General features: G+C 71.1%; 18 protein-coding genes. 12 read left to right on the top strand and 6 right to left on the bottom strand.

Annotated elements, in window-relative coordinates:
- Positions 1–16: 16 nt before the first annotated feature.
- Positions 17–2,164: an acetate--CoA ligase family protein gene (locus tag H9658_RS14365; RefSeq protein WP_191825843.1), complete on the top strand. Its 2,148-nt coding sequence runs from the start codon at positions 17–19 to the stop codon at positions 2,162–2,164.
- 50 nt (positions 2,165–2,214) lie between these two features.
- Positions 2,215–3,186, top strand: a complete 972-nt coding sequence (locus H9658_RS14360; RefSeq protein ID WP_179570952.1) for an alpha/beta hydrolase — start codon at positions 2,215–2,217, stop codon at positions 3,184–3,186.
- Positions 3,187–3,247: 61 nt separating this feature from the next.
- Here the strand turns inward: H9658_RS14360 and H9658_RS14355 are convergent, their stop codons facing one another.
- Positions 3,248–4,171 (bottom strand): helix-turn-helix domain-containing protein, encoded by a 924-nt coding sequence (locus H9658_RS14355; RefSeq protein WP_191825842.1) that lies wholly within the window; start codon positions 4,169–4,171, stop codon positions 3,248–3,250.
- A 100-nt stretch (positions 4,172–4,271) separates the two neighbouring features.
- Here H9658_RS14355 and pobA point away from each other — a divergent pair, with 100 nt between their 5' ends.
- Positions 4,272–5,465 carry a 4-hydroxybenzoate 3-monooxygenase gene (gene pobA / locus H9658_RS14350; RefSeq protein WP_191825841.1) on the top strand — a complete coding sequence of 398 codons (1,194 nt, stop codon included), beginning with the start codon at positions 4,272–4,274 and terminating at the stop codon, positions 5,463–5,465.
- Between the two features lie 718 nt (positions 5,466–6,183).
- Here the strand turns inward: pobA and H9658_RS14345 are convergent.
- The 3 genes from H9658_RS14345 to H9658_RS14335 all read right to left on the bottom strand — a co-directional run bounded on the left by H9658_RS14345 (position 6,184) and on the right by H9658_RS14335 (position 9,134).
- Positions 6,184–7,167, bottom strand: a complete 984-nt coding sequence (locus tag H9658_RS14345) for a PDR/VanB family oxidoreductase (RefSeq protein WP_191825840.1) — start codon at positions 7,165–7,167, stop codon at positions 6,184–6,186.
- 82 nt (positions 7,168–7,249) lie between these two features.
- Positions 7,250–8,032: a GntR family transcriptional regulator gene (locus H9658_RS14340; protein WP_191825839.1), complete on the bottom strand. Its 783-nt coding sequence runs from the start codon at positions 8,030–8,032 to the stop codon at positions 7,250–7,252.
- Between the two features lie 25 nt (positions 8,033–8,057).
- Positions 8,058–9,134 (bottom strand): aromatic ring-hydroxylating dioxygenase subunit alpha, encoded by a 1,077-nt coding sequence (locus H9658_RS14335; RefSeq protein WP_191825838.1) that lies wholly within the window; start codon positions 9,132–9,134, stop codon positions 8,058–8,060.
- 409 nt (positions 9,135–9,543) lie between these two features.
- Between H9658_RS14335 and H9658_RS14330 the strand changes: the two genes are divergently transcribed.
- The 9 genes from H9658_RS14330 (at position 9,544) to H9658_RS14290 (ending at position 17,399) form a co-directional block, all read left to right on the top strand.
- A complete protein-coding gene (locus H9658_RS14330; protein WP_191825837.1) occupies positions 9,544–10,215 on the top strand; it encodes a 3-oxoacid CoA-transferase subunit A in 672 nt (223 codons plus the stop codon).
- Positions 10,212–10,859, top strand: coding sequence for a 3-oxoacid CoA-transferase subunit B (locus H9658_RS14325; RefSeq protein ID WP_191825836.1), 648 nt, complete (start codon positions 10,212–10,214; stop codon positions 10,857–10,859). The genes H9658_RS14330 and H9658_RS14325 overlap by 4 nt, the downstream gene beginning before the upstream one ends.
- Positions 10,856–12,064 (top strand): 3-oxoadipyl-CoA thiolase, encoded by a 1,209-nt coding sequence (pcaF, locus tag H9658_RS14320; RefSeq protein WP_191825835.1) that lies wholly within the window; start codon positions 10,856–10,858, stop codon positions 12,062–12,064. The genes H9658_RS14325 and pcaF overlap by 4 nt, the downstream gene beginning before the upstream one ends.
- Before the next feature lie 105 nt (positions 12,065–12,169).
- Complete coding sequence (gene pcaH / locus H9658_RS14315) at positions 12,170–12,886, top strand: protocatechuate 3,4-dioxygenase subunit beta (RefSeq protein WP_191825834.1); 717 nt, start codon at positions 12,170–12,172, stop codon at positions 12,884–12,886.
- Positions 12,887–12,890: 4 nt separating this feature from the next.
- Positions 12,891–13,454: a protocatechuate 3,4-dioxygenase subunit alpha gene (gene pcaG / locus H9658_RS14310; RefSeq protein WP_191825833.1), complete on the top strand. Its 564-nt coding sequence runs from the start codon at positions 12,891–12,893 to the stop codon at positions 13,452–13,454.
- Between the two features lie 187 nt (positions 13,455–13,641).
- Positions 13,642–14,985 carry a 3-carboxy-cis,cis-muconate cycloisomerase gene (locus H9658_RS14305; protein ID WP_191825832.1) on the top strand — a complete coding sequence of 448 codons (1,344 nt, stop codon included), beginning with the start codon at positions 13,642–13,644 and terminating at the stop codon, positions 14,983–14,985.
- A 30-nt stretch (positions 14,986–15,015) separates the two neighbouring features.
- Complete coding sequence (gene pcaD / locus H9658_RS14300) at positions 15,016–15,798, top strand: 3-oxoadipate enol-lactonase (protein ID WP_179570940.1); 783 nt, start codon at positions 15,016–15,018, stop codon at positions 15,796–15,798.
- Positions 15,799–15,883: 85 nt separating this feature from the next.
- On the top strand, positions 15,884–16,270 hold the full coding sequence (pcaC, locus tag H9658_RS14295) for a 4-carboxymuconolactone decarboxylase (protein WP_191825831.1): 387 nt from the start codon (positions 15,884–15,886) through the stop codon (positions 16,268–16,270).
- Between the two features lie 202 nt (positions 16,271–16,472).
- Positions 16,473–17,399: an alpha/beta hydrolase gene (locus H9658_RS14290; RefSeq protein WP_191825830.1), complete on the top strand. Its 927-nt coding sequence runs from the start codon at positions 16,473–16,475 to the stop codon at positions 17,397–17,399.
- Positions 17,400–17,600: 201 nt separating this feature from the next.
- Here the strand turns inward: H9658_RS14290 and H9658_RS14285 are convergent, their stop codons facing one another.
- Together H9658_RS14285 and H9658_RS14280 are read right to left on the bottom strand one after the other, a co-directional pair.
- On the bottom strand, positions 17,601–18,461 hold the full coding sequence (locus tag H9658_RS14285; RefSeq protein WP_179570938.1) for an IclR family transcriptional regulator domain-containing protein: 861 nt from the start codon (positions 18,459–18,461) through the stop codon (positions 17,601–17,603).
- A gap of 119 nt (positions 18,462–18,580) precedes the next feature.
- The gene (locus H9658_RS14280; RefSeq protein ID WP_191825829.1) at positions 18,581–21,004 is read right to left on the bottom strand and encodes a membrane-bound PQQ-dependent dehydrogenase, glucose/quinate/shikimate family; all 2,424 of its coding nucleotides are present in this window, start codon (positions 21,002–21,004) and stop codon (positions 18,581–18,583) included.
- Positions 21,005–21,132: the final 128 nt, after the last annotated feature.

Here is a 21,132-nt window from a genome sequence, read left to right as displayed (position 1 = left end):
CGAGGTCACGATGGACATGAGCACGACTCCCGCCGCGCCGCCGCTGGGCGCGGTGCGGACCCCGGTGCAGCGGCTGCTGGAACCGGCTTCGATCGCCATCGTCGGCGCCTCGCCGACGCCGGGCGCGCTCGGCGCCTCGGTGCTGGGCAATCTCGAGCGCAACGGCTACGCCGGACAGATCCACCTGATCAACCCCAAGCGCGAGGAGATCGGCGGGCGGCCGTGCCTGGCGTCGATCGCGCTCCTGCCCGATGGCGTGGACGTGGCGGTGCTGGCGATCCCGCAGCCGGCGGTGCTCGACGCGGTGCGCGCGCTGGCCGCGCGCGGCGTGGGCGCGGCGGTGATCTTCTCCTCCGGTTTCGCCGAGGCCGGCGAGGCGGGCCAGGCGCAGCAGCGCGAGATCGCGCGGATCGCCGCGGCGGCCGGCATGCTGGTCGAAGGCCCCAACTGCCTGGGTTGCATCAACTACCTGGCGCGCATCCCGCTGACCTTCATCGAAGCCGACGTCAGCGCCGAACAGGCCGCGCGCAACCGCGCCGCTCCGGCGATCGGCATCCTCTCGCAGAGCGGGGCGATGATGACGGTGCTCAACACCACGCTGGCCAGCCGTGACCTGCCGCTGTCCTATGCGATCTCCACCGGCAACGAGGCCGCTAGCCACATCGAGGACTACCTCGACTTCCTGCTCGATCACGCCGGCACGCGGGTGATCGCGATGATCGCCGAACAGTTCCGCCAGCCGCGCCGATTGTTGGCGCTGGCGCGGCGCGCACGCGCCGCCGGCACGCGGCTGGTGTTGCTGCATCCGGGCAAGAGCAGCGCCGCGCGCGACTCCGCCGCCACCCACACCGGCGCGCTCGCCGGCGACTACCAGGTGATGCGCACGCTGGTCGAACGCGCCGGCGTGGTGCTCGCCGACACCCTGGAAGAACTGGGCGACATCGCCGAGATCGCGCTGCGCTGCCCGCGCCTGCCGGCGGTGGGCACCGCGATCCTGGGCGAGTCGGGCGCGTTCAAGGCGCTGTGCCTGGACCTGTGCGAAGACCTGGGGCTGGCCCTGCCGCCGCTGCACGACGGCGATTCCCCGGCGCTGCGCGCGGCCATGCCGGCATTCGTCGCGGTCAGCAATCCGCTCGATCTCACCGCGCAGGGACTGGTCGATCCGGACCTGTACCAGCGCACCCTGGCGGCGTTGTTCGACGACCCGCGCTTCGCCACGATCGTGGTCGGCCTGATCCAGACCGATCCGGTGACCTGCGCGATCAAGCTGCCGCCGGTGCTGCGCGCGGTGCGCGAGCTGCGCCCGCACAAGGCGGTGATCTTCGCCGGCCTCGACGAGGGCGCGGCGTTGCCGGCCGACTATTTGGCGCAGTTGCGCGAAGTGGGCGTGCCGTACTTCCCCAGCAGCGAACGCGCGCTGCGCGCCATCGCACGCCTGGCGGCGCTGGCCGAGCGCGATTTCGACGAAGCCGCGGCGGTGGCGGTGCAGGTCGCGTTGCCGGCGCAGGGCGGGGTGATTCCCGAGCATCGCGCCAAGGCGCTGCTGGCCCCGCTCGGGCTGCCGTTCGCGCGCGGCGAACTGGCCGCCACGCTGCAGCAGGCGCAGGCGGCTGCGGCGCGGATCGGCTATCCGGTGGCGCTGAAGGTGCAGTCGGTCGAACTGGGCCACAAGAGCGATGTCGGCGGCGTGATCCTCGGCCTCGGCGACGCCGCGGCGCTGGCGGAAGGCTGGGAACGGCTGCACGCCAATCTCGCCCGGCATGCGTCGGATGCGCCGCTGGAGGGCGTGCTGGTCGAGGCGATGGGCGAGCGCGGCATGGAGATGATCGTCGGCGCGCGCCACGATCCGCAGTGGGGGCCGGTGATCCTGGTCGGCTTCGGTGGCGTCGCCGCCGAGGTGCTGCGCGACGTGCGCCTGCTCGCGCCGGACCTGCCGGCGGCGTCGGTGATCGGCGAACTGCAACGGCTCAAGGGCGCGGCGCTGCTGCACGGCCATCGCGGCGCGCCGGCGCTGGACGTGGCCGCGCTGGCGGACCTGGTGGTGCGGCTGGGCACAGTGCTGCGCGCCGAACCGCGGATCCGCGAGATCGACCTCAATCCGGTGATCGTCTATCCGCAAGGGCGCGGCGTGCTCGCGCTGGATGCGCTGATGCTGATCGACTGATCCGGCCACCTGGCCGCCTTTCCACCACGACCCCAGACCTGGAGCGAGCGATGCAAGCCGATCCTTTCGACCCCTCGCGCCTGGCGCCCGACGTCCTCACGGCGCTGGCGACCATGGCTGCCGCTGCGGACGGCAAGCCGCCGTTGCATACCTTGCCGATGCCGGCGATGCGCCGCGCCTACCGCGAAATCACCACGGTGCTCGGCGGCGACGCGTGGCCGATGCGGGAGGTGCGCGACCTGCAGGCCGACGGGCCGCTCGGGCCGATTCCGTTGCGGCGCTATCTGCCCGCGGCGGCCGCGGCGCCGTCTGCGGCCATCGTGTACCTGCATGGCGGCGGCTGGATCCTGGGCGACCTGGACAGCCACGACAAGGTCTGCCGACGCCTGGCGCATGCCGCCGGCTGTGCGGTGATCGCGGTGGACTACCGGTTGGCCCCGGAGCATCCGGCGCCCGCCGGTCCCGAGGACGTGCTGGCGGCGATCCGTTGGCTGCACGCGCACGCCGCGGAACTGGCGCTGGATCCGGCACGCCTCGCGGTGGCCGGCGACAGCGCTGGCGGCGGCCTGGCCGCCATGGCCTGCCAGGCGTTGCGCGGCAGCGCGGTGGCCTTGCGCGCGCAGGTGCTGTTCTATCCGGGGACCGACCTGTCGCCCGGCGGCGATGCGTTTCCTTCGCGGCGCAGGAACGGCGCGGTACCGCCGTTGACGTTGGAGCTGATGCAGGCCATGTCCGGCCCGTTCCTGTCCTCGGGCCTGGACCCGCGCGACCCGCGCCTGTCGCCGCTGCAGGCAGCGGACGTGTCCGGATTGCCGCCGGCGCTGGTGTTCACCGCCGAATGCGATGCGCTGCTCGACGACGGCCGCCTGTATGCCGATGCATTGCGCACCGCGGGCGTACCGGTGGAGTACGTCGAACTGCCCGGCATGGTCCACGGCTTCATCGAGATGGCGGGCGTGCTGCCGGCTGCGGTGCAGGCGATCGAGCGTAGCGGCGCGTTCCTGCGCGAGCGCCTGGCTTGAGCGATGCGGGCAGGCCGATCCCGATCGCGCCGATAGGCGGCACCCGGCAGCGCGGGCGTTCCTAGCGCGTTGCCGGCGCGCCGACGCCGCCCTGCTGCGCGCGGCGGAACGCATTCGGCGAACAGCCGGCATTGCGGGCGAAATAGCGGCTGAAATAGGCCGCGTCGGCGAACCCCAGCCAGGTGGCGATCTGCTGCACGCTCAGCGAGGTGTAGACCAGGCTGCGCTGCGCCTCCAGCATCACCCGCCGCTGCAGCAACTGCAGCGGCGCGGCGTTGGCATGCTGCCGGCACACCGCGCCGAGGTGGCTGGCGCTGAGTCCCAACTGGTCGGCATAGCGCTGCAGCGGCCAGTGTTCGCGATAGTGCCGGTCCACCAGGGCGAGGAAGCCGCGAACGTGCTCGCTGCCGCGGTCGTGGCCGCTGTCCGCACCCGGCGCGGGTTGCTGCAGCACGCGCCGCGCGGTCCACACCAGCAACTGGCCGGCCAGCGCGTGCAGCATCGGCACCCGGCCTTCGCGGCGGTGCGCGTGTTCGGTGGCGAGTCCGGCGAAGCAGGCGTCGAGCATGGCGCGGTCGCGCCCGACGTCCAGGCAGGCAGGTCGCGCCAGCGCCTGCGCCATCTGCGGCCACTGCGCGTGCCAGGCCTGCAGCAGCGCGGCGGACAGGGTGACGATGTGGCCGCGGATGCGGCGATGGAAATCGAAGCCGTGCACGTACAGCGGCGGCATCCACACCAGCGCGGCCCGATCCACCCGTTGGCTGCGCCCGTCGATATGGATCCCGGCCGGGCCGCTCTGCACGTATAGCAATTGCGACAGATCGTGGTGCCGGTGCGGCCGGATCCGCCAGCCGTGCAGGCGGCTGCGCGCCGCGATCGACTCCCAGTGCAGCGCATCGGCCGCGGTGGCGTCGCCGGTTTCGCCGTACAGGCGGAACGCGGGGACGGGTTGGGCCTGAACGGGCGGTTCGGTGATCGCAGCCATCGGCGAAAAGTGCAGGAAATTCTTCGGTTAGTCCATTGGAATCGCGCAACGGCGCGAGAAGACTGGCGAAAAGTACCGCCATGCCGGTTTCGGAGAACGTATGAAGACGTCAGTCGCCATCATCGGTGCAGGCCCCGCCGGGCTGTTGCTGGGCCAGTTGCTGCTGCGCCAGGGCATCGACACCCTCGTCATCGAGCGGCGTTCGCCGCAGTACGTGCTCTCGCGCATCCGCGCCGGGGTGCTGGAGCAGGGCACGGTCGATCTGCTGCGCGCGGCCGGTGCCGACGCCAGGCTGCAGCGCGAGGGGGTGGTCCACCATGGCTTCGAGCTGGTGCTGGACGGCCACCGCGAGCGCATCGACCTGGGCGGCTCCGGCGGCGCGGTCGCGGTCACCATCTACGGCCAGACCGAGGTCACCCGCGACCTGATGCAGGCGCGGGCCGAGGCCGGCGGGGTCAGCGTCTACGAGGCCGAGGACGTGACCTTGCATGGGGTGGACGGCGAGCATCCGTGGGTGGAGTACGTGCAGCACGGCGAGCGGGTGCGGGTGGAGTGCGACTACATCGCAGGGTGCGACGGGTTCCATGGCGTCAGCCGCGCGTCGATCCCGGCCGGGGTGCTGCGCGAGTACGAGCGGGTGTATCCGTTCGGCTGGCTCGGGGTGCTGGCCGATACCGCGCCGGTCAACGAGGAGTTGATCTATGCGCGGCATGCGCGCGGGTTCGCGCTGTGTTCGATGCGCTCGCCCACGCGCACCCGCTATTACGTGCAGGTGCCGGCCGGCGAGCGTGTGGAGGACTGGTCGGATGCGCGCTTCTGGGACGAGTTGCGCGCGCGCCTGCCGGACGCGGTGGCGGCGCGCCTGCGCACCGGGCCGTCGATCGAGAAGAGCATCGCGCCGTTGCGCAGTTATGTGGTGGAGCCGATGCAGTATGGCCGGCTGTTCCTGGCCGGCGATGCGGCGCATATCGTGCCGCCGACCGGGGCCAAGGGTTTGAATCTGGCGGCGGGCGACGTGGGGCTGTTGGCATCGTTGTTCGCGCAGGCGCGGGAGCAGGGCGACGCTGCGCCGTTGCTGCGCTATTCGGAATTGGCGTTGAAGCGGGTATGGAAGGCGGTGCGTTTTTCGTGGTGGATGACGACGATGTTGCACCACTTCCCGGACGAGGATGCGTTCGAACGGCGCTTGCATGAGGCGGAGTTGGACTATCTGCTGGGTAGTCCAGAGGGGCGGGCGACGATTGCGGAGAACTATGCGGGGTTGCCGCTGGAGACGGGGGCGGCGTTGGGTTAGTTGGGTCGGCGCGGCGCTGGATGGGGTTTGCCTATCGGTTCCTGCGCCCCCTGTAGGAGCGGCTTCAGCCGCGACGAACGAAGCCTCACCGCTGCCGATCTCGTTCACTGCGGGCGCTGGATCATTTCTGATCCGGATGTTGTTTGGGATTCTGGAGTCATGGCTGGAGCGATCGCTAGAGCTAGAGCTAGAGCAAAGATTGAGAGCAAAGGCTTTCGCCTTGCGGCGAGTCACTTTTCTTTGCTTGTGCAAAGAAAAGTAACCAAAAGAAGCGCTTCACCACAGCCGAAGGCTGGTCAAGCACACCCCGCAGCGCGCCTTCCGCGCTGCGCGCTCCAGGTCCGCAGCCCCGACGGGCATTTTTCGATGGCACATCCATGTGCCAACGAAAAACGTCGCGCATCCTGCGCGCCGCCCTTCGGGTATTCGCCCGCCGGGTCTGCCGCGCTGAGGGGGCCCGGAAGATCAAAAGCACAGCAGCAACAGCAACAGCAACAGCAGGAGCAAGAGCAAGAGCCGGGTAAGGACAAGCGCGACGGTGGAAGTAACGGCGCGAGCGCGCTCTTAGCCCCTCTCCCATCGGGAGAGGGGTTGGGTGAGGGTACGGGCGAAGCCTCGTGCTGCCTTCATCGCACAAAGCTGTGCGCGTGCCCTCACTCCATTCCTGCGGGGTGCCCTGTGAGGTGCTGCAGCTTGTTCGCTTGCGATCGGCGCGCGCTCACAGCGCGTCGGGGCGGTAGCCGGTGTCGATGCTGATGCTGCCGCCCAGGGCGCGCGAGACGCAGGCGCAGAGTTTGCGGTTCTCGCGGCGCTGTTCGTCGCTGAAGAAGACGTCGCGGTGGTCCAGGCCGGCGTCGGCGTCGAGCACGTCCACCTGGCACAGGCCGCATTCGCCGCGGCGGCATTCGGCCATCATTTCCACGCCGGCCGCCTGCAGGGCGTCGAGCATCGATTCGTTCTCCGCCACCGGGACCTCCATGCCCAGGGCCGGCAGCCGCACCACGAACGGGCGCGCTGGCGCGTTGCCGCTGTTGCCGAAGGTCTCGAAGTGCAGCCGCGCGCGCGAGCGGCCGGCGGCGTGCCAGTGGCGGCGGACCGCGTCGAGCATGCCCAGCGGGCCGCACACGTAGATCTCGGCGGTGGGGGAGAGCCTGGCGATCTCGGCTTCCAGGTCGGGCGCGCCCCGCTCGTCGTCGCAATGCACGTGCAGGCGCTCGCCGAGCGTGTCCTGCAGCTGCGCCACGTAGGCCATCGCGCTGCGCGAGCGGCCCACGTAGAGCAGGCGGAACGCGGGATGCCGCTGCGCCAGCCGTTGCGCCATGCCCAGGATCGGGGTGATGCCGATGCCGCCGGCCACCAGTAGGATCTCCGCGGCGCGCTCGTCGAGCGCGAAGTTGTTGCTGGGCGCGGAGGTCTCGATGCTGTCGCCTGGCGCCAGCGTCCACATGTGCCGCGAGCCGCCGCGGCTGTCGGGCATCGCGCGGACGGCGATCAGATAGCGGCCATCGGCGCGGGGCTCGCCGACCAGCGAGTAGGAACGAATGTCCTCGCGCCCGTGCAGGCGCAGGCGAAAATCGAGGTGGCTGCCGACCGCGAACGGACGCGCATGCGCGCCGGGGTCGAGCAGGAGTTCGCGCACGCCGTCGCAGGCATCGGCGACGGCGACCACGCGGGCCGGGTACCACTGGGTTTCCTTGCGCATGGCGGGGTCCAGGTGGGGAGGAAGAAGAGCGCCGGGCTGGCGCTGCGGGTGCCGACGGCGGCCGGCGCCGGCGTGGTTCGACTCAGGCGCTGCCACCACGGCTGCGCGCCGGCGCGTCTGGCGGGTTCGGCTGGATCAGCCCGCCGCCGTGCACCCGTCCGATCGCCTGGTCGCGCAGGGCATAGCCGAAATTGCGCTGGGCCAGGCGGGCGTGCTCGCGCATCAGCGCTTCGGCGCGCGCGCCCTGGCGCTGCGCGATCGCTTCGACCACCTGCCGGTGCTGGTCCTGCGCCAGGGTCAGGATCAGGCGCGCTTCCGGCACCGCCACCTGGGCCATCACGAAGCCGTTGGGCGAGGCGAACGGCAGCTGCACGGTGCGCGCGAACTCGCGCGCCAGCAGGTCGCTGCCCGCCATCGCGATCAGCAAGGCATGCAGCTGTTCGTTGTACTGCACGTAGTTGGCGAAGTCGTCCTCGCCCAGCTCCGAGGCGAGGACCGCATCGAGTCGCTCCAGCAGCGCGTGCGCCTGCTGCAGCTCGGCGACGCTGGCGCCGCGTTCGGCGGCCAGGCGCGCGGCCAGCCCTTCCAGGGTGCCGCGCAGTTCGATCGCGTCGTGCACGTCGCGTTCGCTGAACGCCTTGACCGCGTAGCCGCCGCCGGGCAGGGCGGTGGCCAGGCCTTCTTCGCACAGGCGTTGCAGCGCCGCGCGCACCGGCGTGCGCGAGACGCCCAGGCGTTCGACCACCGCCAGTTCGGACAGGCGTTCGCCCGGCGCCAGGGCGCCGCCGAGGATCAGGTCGCGCAGTTCCAGCAGCGCGCGGGTGGTCTGGGCGGCGCTGGAGCGGAAGGGAGGCGTGGCGTGCATGGCGTTCCGGTGGTGGGTGGGACGGTCAGCCGACCATGCGCAGATCCAGGTCGCGGCTGCGCTGCTCGCGCGCGACCATGCGCTCGATCAGCCGCCGCGCCCACATCCCGCCGGCATCGACGTTGAGGTTGTAGAACGCGTGGTCCGGATGCGCGTCGATCGCCCGCTGCTGCGCTTCCAGGATCGCCTCGTCCTCGCCGAACACGCCGGTCACGCCCTCGCGCAGCAGCGTGGTCATCGACTGCTCGTGCAGCGAGTGGTTGCGCATGAACGCCCAGAAGTAGTGGCAGCTGCCGTCGGTCTCGGGGGTGATGGTGTTGAGCACGTAGCCGTTCACGCCCTGGCTGCGGTCGCCTTCCGGCGCGCCGCTGCCGGCGACCGCCACGCCGACGTCGATGGCGATGGTGGACGGCGCCTCGAAGCGGATGATCTGCCAGCGGTCGACCTTGCCGCGGTAGCCCAGCGCGTGCTCGATCTGCCGCGCCCAGAACGGCGGCGGGTCGATGTCGCGCATCCAGCGCGAGACGGTGACGCTGCGCTCGCCGTGCACCACCTCGAACGGCGCCTCGGCCACCGCGTCCTGGCCGATGCTGGAGCCGTGCACGAAGGTCTCGTGGGTCAGGTCCATCAGGTTGTCCAGCACCAGCCGGTAATCGCACTTGACCTGGATGGTGCGGCCATCGCCGGCCCAGGCCGGGTCGCTGTTCCAGTGCAGGTCGGGAATCAGCGCCGGGTCGGCCAGCGCCGCGTCGCCGGGCCAGATCCACACGTAACGGTGCTTCTCGGCGACCGGGAAGCTGCGCACGCAGGCCGCGGGGTTGATCGTCTCCTGCGAGGGCATGTGCACGCAGCGGCCCAGCGCATCGTAGACCAGGCCGTGGTAGCCGCAGACCACGTCGTCGCCGCGCAGCTTGCCCATCGACAGCGGCACCAGCCGGTGCCAGCAGGCATCCTCCAGCGCCACCAGCGCGCCGGCGCCGGTGCGGTAGAGCACGATGTCGAGGTTGCAGGCCTTGCGCGGCAGCAGGGCGTGGCGGACCTCGTGGTCCCAGGCGATGGCGTACCAGGCGTTGAGCGGGTAGCGGGGAGTCGGGTCGGACATGGCGGGTCCTGTATACATTTGGCGGCGTGCCGATCTGGGCACGGCTGGTAAATTGCGCTCTTGCTCGTTTTTTTCGGGTTAAAAAAAGCGGATGCCGACGTTTTGTATACATCGAACCGTGTCCGTGCACGCCGCGGTGCAACATCGAAAATGTTCGATTATCGATTTACATGGCCGGTAATCGAATTGACCGCGTGAAGCGCCGGGCCTAACGTGTGGCTCTGTCCGGCGACGCGACGAGGGCTGCGTGCAGCCTCCATCGATGCGCCGGGGCTTCGATCAATCAGGCACCACGGCGGACGCCGCCGTTGCGCACCTCGCGGGAGACAGCACCGATGTCGGCAATCCTCTATCGCCCCGTGACCGGCCCGCAGCCGGTCGCCGGGCACGGCCCCGCAGGAGCGGCGGCATGATCGACAAGACCGTCGCCTCGTTCGCAGCGGCCGTGGCCGACATCCACGACGGCGCCACGGTGATGATCGGCGGCTTCGGCAGCGCCGGCATGCCCGACGAACTGATCGATGCATTGATCGCGCAAGGCGCGCGCGCGCTGACCATCGTCAACAACAACGCCGGCAACGGCGACACCGGGCTGGCCGCGCTGATCCGGCACAAGCGCGTCCGCAAGATCGTTTGCTCGTTCCCGCGGCAGAGCGACTCGCAGCATTTCGATGCGGCCTACCGCGCTGGCGAGATCGAGCTGGAACTGGTGCCGCAGGGCAACCTGGCCGCGCGCATCCATGCCGCCGGCAACGGCCTGGGTGCGATCTTCACCCCGACCGGTTACGGCACCGAACTGGCCACGGGCAAGGAGACGCGCGAGATCGATGGCCGGCACTACGTGCTCGAATATCCGATCCGCGCCGACTTCGCGCTGATCAAGGCGTATCGGGGCGACCGCTGGGGCAACCTGGTATACCGCAAGACCGCGCGCAATTTCGGTCCGTTGATGGCGATGGCCGCCGACTGCACCATCGTCCAGGTCGGCGAAGTGGTGGCGCTCGGCGCGCTGGATCCGGAAGCGGTGGTCACCCCGGGCATCTTCGTGCAACGCGTGGTCGCCGCCGGAGACGCCGCATGAACCGTTTGAGCCGCGACCAGATCGCCGCGCGCGTGGCGCGCGATATCGGCGAAGGCGCCTACGTCAATCTCGGCATCGGCCTGCCGACCCTGGTGGCCAACTTCCTGCCTGCCGACAAGGAGATCTTCCTGCATTCGGAGAACGGCGTGCTCGGCATGGGCCCGGCGCCGGCGCCCGGCGAGGAGGATCCGGACCTGATCAACGCCGGCAAGCAGCCGGTGACGCTGCTGACCGGCGGCTGCTATTTCCATCATGCCGATTCGTTCGCGATGATGCGCAGCGGACGCCTGGACGTGTGCGTGCTCGGCGCATTCCAGGTCTCGGTGCATGGCGACCTGGCCAACTGGAGCACCGGCGCGCCGGACGCGATCCCCGCGGTCGGCGGCGCGATGGACCTGGCGATCGGCGCCAAGGACGTGTTCGTGATGATGGACCTGCTGACCAAGAACGGCGACAGCAAGCTGGTCGCCGAATGCACCTATCCGCTGACCGGCCTGCGCTGCGTCTCGCGCGTCTACACCGACCTGGGCGTGTTCGCGGTCGGCAAGCACGGCGCCGCTGTCATCGAGCTCGTCGACGGCGTGTCACTGGACGAACTGCAACGCCTGACCGGCCTGTCGCTGACGATGGAGAAGACGCAATGAGCGACGTGTTCATCATCGATGGCATCCGCACCCCGATCGGCCGCTACGGCGGCGCGCTGGCCGGCGTGCGCGCCGACGATCTCGGCGCGGTGCCGATCAAGGCGCTGCTGGCGCGGCATCCGCAGCTGGACCCGGCGCTGGTCGAGGACGTCTATCTGGGCTGCGCCAACCAGGCCGGCGAGGACAATCGCAACGTCGCGCGGATGAGCCTGTTGCTGGCCGGGCTGCCGTCCAGCGTGCCCGGTAGCACCGTCAACCGCCTGTGCGGCTCGGGGCTGGACGCGGTCGGCACGGTCGCGCGCGGCATCCGTGCCGGCGAGTTGGGGCTGGCGATCGCCGGCGGCGTGGAGTCGATGTCGCGCGCGCCCTACGTGATGGGCAAGGCCGCCACGCCGTTCGCACGCGAGCAGCGCATCGAGGACACCACGATGGGCTGGCGTTTCGTCAATCCGCAAATGCAGCGGCTGTACGGCGTGGAGCTGATGGGCGAAACCGCGGAGAACGTCGCCGCGCGCTACGCCATCGCGCGCGAGGACCAGGACGCGTTCGCGCTGCGCAGCCAGCAACGCACCGCCGCCGCGCAGGCGGCCGGTTTCTTCGACGGCGAACTCGTGCCGGTGACGGTGCCGGGCGGCAAGCGCGGCGAGATCGTCGAGGTCGCGCGCGACGAGCATCCGCGCGCGGACACCAGCGCCGAGGCGTTGGCGCGGCTGAAGCCGATCTTCCGCCAGCCGGGCACGGTCACCGCCGGCAACGCCTCGGGCATCAACGACGGCGCGGCGGCGCTGCTGCTGGCCTCGGCCGCGCAGGTGCAGGCGCTGGGCCTGACCCCGCGGGCGCGCGTGCTCGGCTTTGCTTCGGCTGGCGTGGAGCCTGCCTACATGGGCATCGGCCCGGTGCCGGCCACGCGCAAGTTGCTGGCGCGGCTCGGCGCGACGATCGAGGATTTCGATGCGATCGAATTGAACGAGGCCTTCGCCGCGCAGGGGCTGGCGTGCCTGCGCGAGCTGGGCGTCGCCGACGATGCCGCGCACGTCAATGCCAACGGCGGCGCGATCGCGCTCGGCCATCCGCTGGGCATGAGCGGCGCGCGGCTGGCGCTGACCCTGCTGCGCCAGCTCGAGGCCAGCGGCGGCCGCCGCGGCCTGGCGACGATGTGCATCGGCGTCGGCCAGGGCGTGGCGCTGGCGATCGAGCGGGTCTGAGCGACTATCTTGTAGCCGCAGCGTTGCAGGCATGAAGCGGCTGCTGCCCAAGCGCGAGCAACGAACACGAAACAGGCTCCATGCGGAGCCACCGGAAGGAGCAAGATGAGCGATTCCACCAACGACGCGCTGCTCGGCTATCGCAAGCCGTATCCGGGCACGCAGCCGGCGTACATCCATCCTGCCTATGCCTCGACCGTGCGCCGCGGCCCCAGCCGCGACCCGATCGCGATCCCGGCGACGCTGTCGGAAATCACCGGGCCCACACTGGACCGGATCACCCTGGGCGCGCATGCCGCCGATCTCACCGCCGGCTTTCCCGGCGAGCCGCTGGGCGAGCGCATCGTCGTCTCCGGCCGCGTGCTCGACGAGAACGGCCAGCCGGTGCGCAACAGCGTGGTCGAGGTCTGGCAGTGCAATGCCGCCGGGCGCTACCTGCACGCCGGCGACCAGCACGACGCGCCACTGGACCCCAACTTCACCGGCACCGGCCAGGTGCTGACCGACGAACACGGCCGCTACCGCTTCAAGACCATCAAGCCCGGCGCCTATCCGTGGCGCAACCACTACAACGCCTGGCGTCCGGCGCACATCCACTTTTCGCTGCACGGCGAGGGCATCGGCCAGCGCCTGGTCACGCAGATGTACTTCCCCGGCGATCCGCTGCTGGCCTACGACCCGATCTTCAATTGCGTGGACGACGACAAGGCCAAGGCGCGGATGGTGTCGGCGTTCGACTGGGAGAACGCGATCAGCGAATACGCGCTGGCCTACCGGTTCGACATCGTGCTGCGCGGCCGCAAGCAGACCGTCTGGGAGTGACACCATGAGTTTTCAGGCAACCCCTTCGCAAACCGTCGGCCCGTACTACCGCCTGGGCCTGGAGCCGCTGTACCGCACCGAGATCGCGCCGGCCGCGGCGCGCGGCGAGCGCGTGCAGGTGAGCGGCACGGTGTTCGATGGCGCCGGCGTGCCGGTCGCCGATGCGGTGCTGGAGATCTGGCAGGCCGACGCCGCCGGCATCTACGCGCATCGCGACGACCCGCGCCACGACGATCACGATCCGGCGTTCCACGGCTGGGGCCGCGTGCCGACCGACGCGCATGGCCGTTTCTCCTTCAGCACGATCAAGCCGGGTACGGTGGCCGGGCCCAAGGGTGCGCCGCAGGCGCCGCACCTGGTGGTGCTGGTGTTCATGCGCGGCTTGCTGCGCGCCGCGTCCACCCGGCTGTACTTCGCCGATGCCGCCAGCAACGATGAAGACCCGATCCTGGCGCTGGTGCCGCCGCAACGGCGCGGCACGCTGCTGGCCCAGCGCACCGCGCCGGGGCACTACGCCTGGGACGTGCGCATGCAGGGCGAGCAGGAGACCGTGTTTTTCAGCTACTGAGCGCCCGCTTTGTGTAGGAGCGGCTCCAGCCGCGACCGGGGCTTTCCTGGAAACGCCCGGGCGCGGCTGAAGCCGTTCCTGCAGACAGGCGACAGCGGCGGCGGGTGCAGTCCGCGCATCCCGTCATCGCGTTGGCGCTACCCTTGGCCGGCCCGATGCGCCGGCACGACCCGCAGAGACGTCATCCATGAGTTCCAGCCTTTCCCTGCTCAGCCCCTTGTTCGGCGACCCCGACATCGATGCGCTGTTCGACGATACCGCGCGGTTGCAGGGCATGCTCGATTTCGAGGCCGCGCTGGCGCTGGCCGAGGCGCGCTGCGGGGTGATTCCGGATGCGGCGGTCGCGCCGATCCAGGCGGCCTGCCAGGCGCAGCGGTACGACCTGGCCGCGCTCGGCCAGGCCACCGCGCTGGCCGGCAACCCGGCTATCCCGCTGGTCAAGGCGCTGACCGCGCAGGTCGAGGCGACCGATGCGTCCGCCGCGCGCTGGGTGCATTGGGGCGCCACCAGCCAGGACGCGATCGACACCGGCAGCGTGCTGCAGCTGCGCGCCGCGCTGGATGCGCTGCAGCCGAAGCTGGCGGCGCTGTGCGATGCCGTGCATGCGCTCGCTCAGCGCGAGCGCGACACCGGTTTGCCTGGCCGCACGCTGCTGCAGCAGGCGGTGCCGGTGACGTTCGGACTCAAGGCCGCCGGCTGGCTGGATGCGCTGCAGCGCGCGCAGCGCCGCTTGCAGGCGCTGCGCGAGGACGCGCTGGTGCTGCAGTTCGGCGGCGCCGCCGGCACCCTGGCCTCGTTGCAGACGCAAGGGCTGGCGGTGGCGCAAGCCCTGGCGCAGGCGCTGCGGCTGCCGCTGCCGGCGCTGCCCTGGCATGCCGCGCGCGACCGCATCGTCGAGATCGGCAGCGCGTTCGCGCTGCTGGCCGGAACCCTGGGCAAGATCGCCACCGACATCGTGCTGCTGATGCAGTCGGAAGTGGCCGAGGCCTTCGAGCCGGCCGCGTCCGGCAAGGGCGGCTCCTCGGCGATGCCGCACAAGCGCAACCCGGTGGGCTGCGTGGCCGCCATCGCCGCGGCCACGCGCGTGCCCGGCCTGGTGTCCACGCTGTACGCGGCGTTGCCGCAGCCGCACGAACGCGCCGCCGGGCAGTGGCATGCCGAGTGGGAAACGGTGCCGGAGATCGTGCGCCTGAGCGCCGGTAGCCTGGCGCAGATGCGCAGCGTCATCGAGGGCCTGGAACTGGACCGCGCGCTCATGCGCACGCACCTGGACAGCCATGGCGGCTTGCTCTACGCCGAGGCGGTGTCGGTCGCGCTCGCCGCCACCTTGGGCAAGGCCGCCGCGCACGCGTTGGTGGAGGAGTCCGCGCGCCACGCACTGCAGCACGGCCGTCACCTGCGCGAGGTGCTGGCCGCCGACACGCGGGTGACTGCGGTGTTGGATGAAAACCGATTGCAGGCGCTGTTCGCCGCCGACAGCTGGCGCGGCATGGCCGATGTCTGGATCGACCGCGTGCTCGCCAACGGCTGAGCCTGTGCAACTGGATTCCGCGGAGCCGCCATGCCGTTTCTCGATCTGCCCAGCCATCGCCTGCACTACCGCCTCGACGGCAGCGCCGGCAAGCCCTGGCTGACCTTCTGCAATTCGCTCGGCACCGACCTGCACATGTGGGACGCGCAGATCGACGCACTGGCGCCGCACTACCGCCTGCTGCGCTACGACCGTCGCGGACATGGCGGCTCCGGCGTGCCGGCCGGCCCCTATCGCGTGGACGATCTCGGCGGCGACGTGCTGGCGCTGTGGGATGCGCTGCGGATCGAACGCAGCCATTTCTGCGGGCTGTCGATCGGCGGCCTGACCGGGCAGTGGCTGGGCCTGCACGCCGGCGCACGCCTGGAGCGCCTGGTGGTGAGCGCCACGGCGCAGAAGATCGGCAGCGAGGACAGTTGGCGCGCACGCATCGCGCAGGTGCAGGCCGAGGGCCTGACTGCACTGGCGGCGGCGACGCGCGAGCGCTGGTTCACCCCGGCCTTCGCCGCGCGGTGTCCGCAGCGGCTGGACGAGATCATCGCCACCTTCCTCGCCACCTCGCCCGAAGGCTATGCGGCATGCTGCCACGCCGTGGCCAGCGCCGATTTCCGCGGCCGGCTCGGCGCGCTGGCGGTGCCGCTGCTGGCGATCGCCGGCGACGACGATCCCGTGTGCCCGCCGCAGGACCTGCGCGAGATCGCCGCTGCGGTGCAGGACGGCCGCGCCGCGCAGGTGCCCGGCCGCCACATCTGCAATGTGGAGTCCGCGCAGGCGTTCAACCAATGCCTGATCGAGTTTCTGCAGGCTTCCTAGCACGCAGTCCGCTCCGCAGCTTGCCGATAACCCGCCGTCCAGCGAACCCGACGCTGCATTCTCCCGCCATCACAACGGAAACCCCATGGACGAAAAACAACGCTACGACGCCGGACTGCAGGTCCGCAAAGCCGTACTCGGCGAAGACCACGTGGAACGCTCGCTGGCCGCGCGCACCGACTTCACCAGCGAGTTCCAGGAGTTCATCACCCGCACCGCCTGGGGCACGGTCTGGACCCGCGACGGCCTGCCGCGCCACACGCGTTCGCTGCTGACCCTGGCGATGATGGTCGCGCTCGGCCACGACGAGGAATTCAAGCTGCATGTACGCGCCGCGCGCAACAACGGCGTGAGTGCGGACGAGATCAAGGAAGTGCTGCTGCAGGCGGCGATCTACTGCGGCGTGCCCGCGGCCAACCACGCCTTCGCGCTGGCCAAGCCGATCCTGGAAGAGCAGGCGGCCGAGGGCTGAGGCGGCGCAACGCCGCATTTTGTGGGAGCGACTTCAGTCGCGACGGGACTTCCCGGTAAAGCCCTTCGCGACTGAAGTCGCTCCCACACCGTAATCCGTACCTCATCGACCGGCGCGACGGCGCAGGCCGCCGTGGCAAGATGCGGGCAATGGGCCGGACGTGGCTCCGCGCCATGCCCCCCTTTCTTTCGCGAGGTCTGCCATGCCATTCCGAAGCGCCTGCCTTGCCCTGCTGCTGCTCTCCGGCATCGCCGCGCAGGCGCAACCGCAGCCCGGCCCCGGGACGCGCATGGTGCAGGTGCGCGCCGACGACGGCCAGGCGCTCGCGGTCTGGTCGCGGGTGCCGGCGCAGCCGCGCGGCACGATCCTGCTGGTGCACGGCCGCACCTGGAGTTCGCTGCCCAACTTCGACCTGCAGGTGCCGGGCGAGCCGGCCGATGCGCGGTCGGTGCTGGCGGCGCTGGCGCGTGCCGGTTATGCCGCCTACGCGCTGGACCTGCGCGGCTACGGTGCCAGCGCGCGCGACCGCAGCGGTTGGAACACGCCCGCGCGCGCGGTTGCCGACGTCGGCGAGGTGCTGGCCTGGATCGCGCGCCAGCACCCGCAGCTGCCGCCGCCGGCGCTGCTGGGCTATTCCAACGGCGCGCGGGTCGCGTTGCTGGTCGCGCAGGCGCAACCGCAGGCGCTGTCGGCGCTGGTGCTGTACGGCTTTCCCGACGATGTCGAGGTGCCGCTCGCGGCCGAGGCGCTGCCCGCGAAGCCGCCGCGTGCGCGCACCACCGCCGAGGCCGCCGGCTCGGACTTCGTCACCGCCGGCGCCGCGCCGCCGGCGGTGCGCGCGGCCTATGTGGCGCAGGCGCTGGCCGCCGATCCGGTGCGCAGCGACTGGCGCGCGCAGGAGCAGTTCGCCTACCGTCCCGAGCAGGTGCAGGCGGTGCCGGTGCTGTTGCTGCGCGGCGTCGACGATCCGCTCGCCACCCAGCAGGAAAACGCGCACCTGTATGCACGCCTGCGCAGCTGGGACCGCAGCTGGGTGACGCTGCCGCATGCCGACCACGTCGCCCATGTCGAGGACGCGCATGCGGCCTGGGTGGATGCGGTGGTCGGGTTCCTGCGCCGGCCGCGCTGAGCGTGGCAATGGCGCGGTGCAGTGCGTCGCGCGCCGCGCCGCATCCTGCAGCTGTGCCAAGGTCTGCGCCCGCATCCGCATCGAGCGGCCCGCAGCCGTCGCCGTCCTTGCGCCGCTCGCGCCCGCACCGTGCGGCCGCACGGCCCGGGTTTGCGCCTCGCGCTCGGCGTTACCGGCGTCGCACCCGGCGCGTGCGCTGCCTCAGCTGAGCAAGCCGCCCAGCCGCTGCGCGGCGTCCCTCAGCGGCGGCAGCAGCTGCGTCTGCATCGCCTGCAGGGTCACGCGGCCGGCCTGGGTGCCGATGTTGAGCGCGGCGATGACCTCGCCGCGGCGGTTGCGCACCGGCACCGCGATCGAGCGCAGGCCGATCTCCAGTTCCTGGTCGATCAGCGAGACATCCTCGCGGCGCACGCGTGCCAGCGTCTCCAGGAACTCGCGTTGCCCGGTGACGGTGCGTTCGGTGCGCGGGCGCAGCGGATTGCGTTCCAGGTAGCTTTCCAGGGTGTCGTGCGGCAGCGCCGCCAGCAGTACCCGGCCCATCGAGGTGCAGTAGGCCGGCAGCCGGCTGCCGGCGCGCAGGCCGATCGACATGATGCGCACGGTCTCGGCGCGGGCGATGTACAGCAGGTCGTCGCCGTCGAGCACGCCCAGCGAGCAGGATTCGTGCACCGCGTCGCGCAGCGCGTCCAGCACCGGCTGCGCGGCGGCGGTCATCGACGAGGACGCCACGTAGGCGCCGCCGATGCCGAGCACGCGCGGCAGCAGCACGTAGCCGCGGCCCTGTTCGCCGACGTAGCCGAGCTTGCCCAGGGTGTAGAGCACGCGCCGTACCGCCGCGCGCGAAATGCCGGTTTCGGTGCTGATCTGCGACATGGTGACCTCGCGCGCATGCAGCGCGAACACGCTGAGCACGGCCAGGCCGCGCGCCAGCGAGGTCATGAAGTCCGGGTCGCCTTGCAGCCCGTCGATCTGCTGCATCAGCTCGTGGGTGAGCCCGCGCTCGGCGGGCGGCGAACCGGCGCCGGCCTTGCGCCGGCCTGCGGAAGCGGGGGAATCGGCCATCAGGTGAGCGTGCAATCCATCGGATACCCCGTCATGGTAAGCGCTGCACGGCCGCCTGCGTGGCGGCCGTGTTCCCGGCGCGGCGGAGCCGGCGCGCGCCGGCCGGTTCCAGGCGGGTCTCAGTGCTTGCCGGGCAAGGCGTAGGCGATCACGTAGTCGCCGCGGTCCGGCGACTGCCGCGCGCCGCCGGCGGTGACCACGATGTACTGGCGGCCGCTCCTGGGCGAAACGTAGGTCATCGGCGTGCCCTGGCTGCCGACCGGCAGCCGCGCCTTCCACAGTTCCTTGCCGGTGTGGCTGTCGAGGCCGCGCAGGTAGTAGTCCTGGGTGCCGGCGAAGAACAGCAGGCCGGACTGGGTGGCCAGCGCGCCGCCCAGGGTCGGCATGCCGATCGGGATCGGCAGGCGCATCTTGATGCCGAGCGGGCCGGTGTCCTGCACCGTGCCGACCGGCACCTGCCAGACCAGCTTGCGGGTGGCCAGGTCGATCGCCGACAGGGTGCCGTACGGCGGCTTCTGGCACGGGATGCCGAGCTTGGAGACGAAGCGGTCGCGCAGCGAGCCGTACGGGGTGCCGGTCTGCGAGGCCGCGCCCATCTCCACGCCGCCGGCCTTCTGGCTCTCCATCTGCCGGCGCGGGATCAGCTTCGTCCACAGGCCGATGCGCATGTCGTTGACGAACAGGTAGCCGGTGGTCGGGTCCAGCGCGGCGCTGCCCCAGTTCATGCCGCCCAGCGAGCCCGGCCACTGCAGCGCCAGGTCCTCGCCCGGCGGGGTGTACATGCCGTCGTAGCGCATCTGCCTGAACTGGATGCGGCACAGCATCTGGTCGATCGGGGTGGCGCCCCACATGTCGGCCTCGGTCAGTTTTGCGGTGCCGATCTGCGGCATGCCGGTGGACAGCGGCTGGGTCGCTGCGTAGCGCTCGCCGTCGGCCTTGCCTTGCGGTGCGGCCACCTCCTGGACCTGCGCCAGCGGCTGGCCGGTAGCGCGATTGAGCATGAAGATCTGCCCAGCCTTGGTCACCTGCAGCAGCGCGGGCACGGTGCCGCCCTTGCCGTCGGGCACGTCGGCCAGGGTCGGCTGCGCCGGCAGGTCGTAGTCCCACAGGTCGTGGCGCACGGTCTGGTAGTGCCAGCGCACGCGTCCGGTCGCGACGTCCAACGCCACGATCGAGGAGCTGTACTTGTCGTCCTGCGGCGTGCGCTCGCCGCCCCAGGCGTCCGGGGTGGTGTTGCCGGTGGGCAGGTAGATCAGGCCCAGCGCCGGATCGTAGGCCATCGAGGTCCACACGTTCGGGGTGGCGCGGGTGTAGTGGATGTTCGGATCCAGCGGAGTGTCCGGGGTTTCCTTGGCCAGGTCCCAGGCCCACACCAGCTTGCCGCTGCGCACGTCGAAGGCGCGGACCACGCCCGAGGGCTCGCCGACCTCGATGTTGTCGGCCACGCGGCCGCCGACCACGATCAGGTTGCCGGCGATCAGCGGCGCTGCGGTCAGGGTGTAGAAGCCGGGCTTGACCTCGCCCATGCCGGCCTTGAGGTCGACCACGCCGTCCTGGCCGAAGTCGGCGCAGGGCGTGCCGGTCTGCGCGTCGAGCGCGAACAGGCGCGCATCGACCGTGTTCATCAGGATGCGGCGGCGGCACAGCGCCGGTGTCGCCGCTGGCGTTGCAGCAGCGGGCGCCGGCATCAGGTTGTCGCCGGCGGCCGCGGTTGCGGTCGCTGCGCTGTCTGCGTCGTAGTAGCCCAGGCCGCGGCAGCGTTGCCAGTTCGGCGCGGTGGCCTTGGGGTCGAACGACCAGCGTTTCTGTCCGCTGTCGGCATCCAGCGCGAACACCTGGTTGTGCGGGGTGCAGACATACACGGTGTCGCCGATCTGCAGCGGCGTGGCCTGGTCCTCGGCGCCGAAGCCGTTGCTGGTCGGCACGTCGCCGGTGCGGGTCGTCCACGCCACCTGCAACTGGCCGATGTTGTCGCGGTTGATCTGGTCCAGCGCGGCGAAGCGGGTGCCGGCCACGGTGTTGCCCCAGTGCATCCAGTCCTTCTGCGCGGTGCCCGGCGCCACCGGCGTGACCGGCGCATCGGCGCTGGCCTGCACGACCGGGCGCGGCACGAAGGCATAGCCCGCGGTAGCGGCCAGGCCGACCGCCAGCAGCGCCGACAGCGCATAGGCGCCGCGCCCGGCCGGCTGCCGGCGGCTGCGGCGCAGGGTCGGCCACAGCAGGGCCACCAACAGCGCCAGCACCGCCGGCGCGACCAGGCGCGAGACCAGCGGCCAGAACGCCAGTCCCACTTCCCACAGCGCCCACACCAGCGTGCCGACGAAGGCCGCGGCGTACAGCGCGGCGCCGGCGGGCCGGCGCGCGATCACCAGGATGCCGGCGGCCAGCGTGGCCAGCCCCATCAGCAGGAAGTACCAGCTGCCGCCCTCCGTCGCCAGGCGCAGGCCGCCGACCAGCAGCACGCCGCCGATCAGCACCAGCAACAGGCCGACCACCCAAAGCAGTCCGCGGCCCAGGACCGAGACATCCGATTGCGTATTCACGTTGCGTATTCCTCTGCAGACTCCGTGACCGCGCGCGGTTGCGCGACGGCGGTGTGCCCGGGCGTTCCGTCAGACGGCTAGGGAAACGGACGGGTCCTGACCGCAGCGGAAGGCGTCTTCCGTGGCCT

It is taken from the genome of Xanthomonas bonasiae, assembly GCF_014836395.1.
Classification (GTDB): domain Bacteria; phylum Pseudomonadota; class Gammaproteobacteria; order Xanthomonadales; family Xanthomonadaceae; genus Xanthomonas_A; species Xanthomonas_A bonasiae.
This window is presented reverse-complemented; position numbering and strand designations above follow the sequence as displayed.

Excerpts from the sequence above, each read along its gene's own strand:
- H9658_RS14365 (WP_191825843.1), top strand. The coding sequence starts at position 17 with ATGAGCACGACTCCCGCCGCGCCGCCGCTGGGCGCGGTGCGGACCCCG.
- H9658_RS14360 (WP_179570952.1), top strand. The coding sequence starts at position 2,215 with ATGCAAGCCGATCCTTTCGACCCCTCGCGCCTGGCGCCCGACGTCCTC.
- H9658_RS14355 (WP_191825842.1), bottom strand. The coding sequence starts at position 4,171 with ATGGCTGCGATCACCGAACCGCCCGTTCAGGCCCAACCCGTCCCCGCG.
- pobA (WP_191825841.1), top strand. The coding sequence starts at position 4,272 with ATGAAGACGTCAGTCGCCATCATCGGTGCAGGCCCCGCCGGGCTGTTG.
- H9658_RS14345 (WP_191825840.1), bottom strand. The coding sequence starts at position 7,167 with ATGCGCAAGGAAACCCAGTGGTACCCGGCCCGCGTGGTCGCCGTCGCC.
- H9658_RS14340 (WP_191825839.1), bottom strand. The coding sequence starts at position 8,032 with ATGCACGCCACGCCTCCCTTCCGCTCCAGCGCCGCCCAGACCACCCGC.
- H9658_RS14335 (WP_191825838.1), bottom strand. The coding sequence starts at position 9,134 with ATGTCCGACCCGACTCCCCGCTACCCGCTCAACGCCTGGTACGCCATC.
- H9658_RS14330 (WP_191825837.1), top strand. The coding sequence starts at position 9,544 with ATGATCGACAAGACCGTCGCCTCGTTCGCAGCGGCCGTGGCCGACATC.
- H9658_RS14325 (WP_191825836.1), top strand. The coding sequence starts at position 10,212 with ATGAACCGTTTGAGCCGCGACCAGATCGCCGCGCGCGTGGCGCGCGAT.
- pcaF (WP_191825835.1), top strand. The coding sequence starts at position 10,856 with ATGAGCGACGTGTTCATCATCGATGGCATCCGCACCCCGATCGGCCGC.
- pcaH (WP_191825834.1), top strand. The coding sequence starts at position 12,170 with ATGAGCGATTCCACCAACGACGCGCTGCTCGGCTATCGCAAGCCGTAT.
- pcaG (WP_191825833.1), top strand. The coding sequence starts at position 12,891 with ATGAGTTTTCAGGCAACCCCTTCGCAAACCGTCGGCCCGTACTACCGC.
- H9658_RS14305 (WP_191825832.1), top strand. The coding sequence starts at position 13,642 with ATGAGTTCCAGCCTTTCCCTGCTCAGCCCCTTGTTCGGCGACCCCGAC.
- pcaD (WP_179570940.1), top strand. The coding sequence starts at position 15,016 with ATGCCGTTTCTCGATCTGCCCAGCCATCGCCTGCACTACCGCCTCGAC.
- pcaC (WP_191825831.1), top strand. The coding sequence starts at position 15,884 with ATGGACGAAAAACAACGCTACGACGCCGGACTGCAGGTCCGCAAAGCC.
- H9658_RS14290 (WP_191825830.1), top strand. The coding sequence starts at position 16,473 with ATGCCATTCCGAAGCGCCTGCCTTGCCCTGCTGCTGCTCTCCGGCATC.
- H9658_RS14285 (WP_179570938.1), bottom strand. The coding sequence starts at position 18,461 with ATGGCCGATTCCCCCGCTTCCGCAGGCCGGCGCAAGGCCGGCGCCGGT.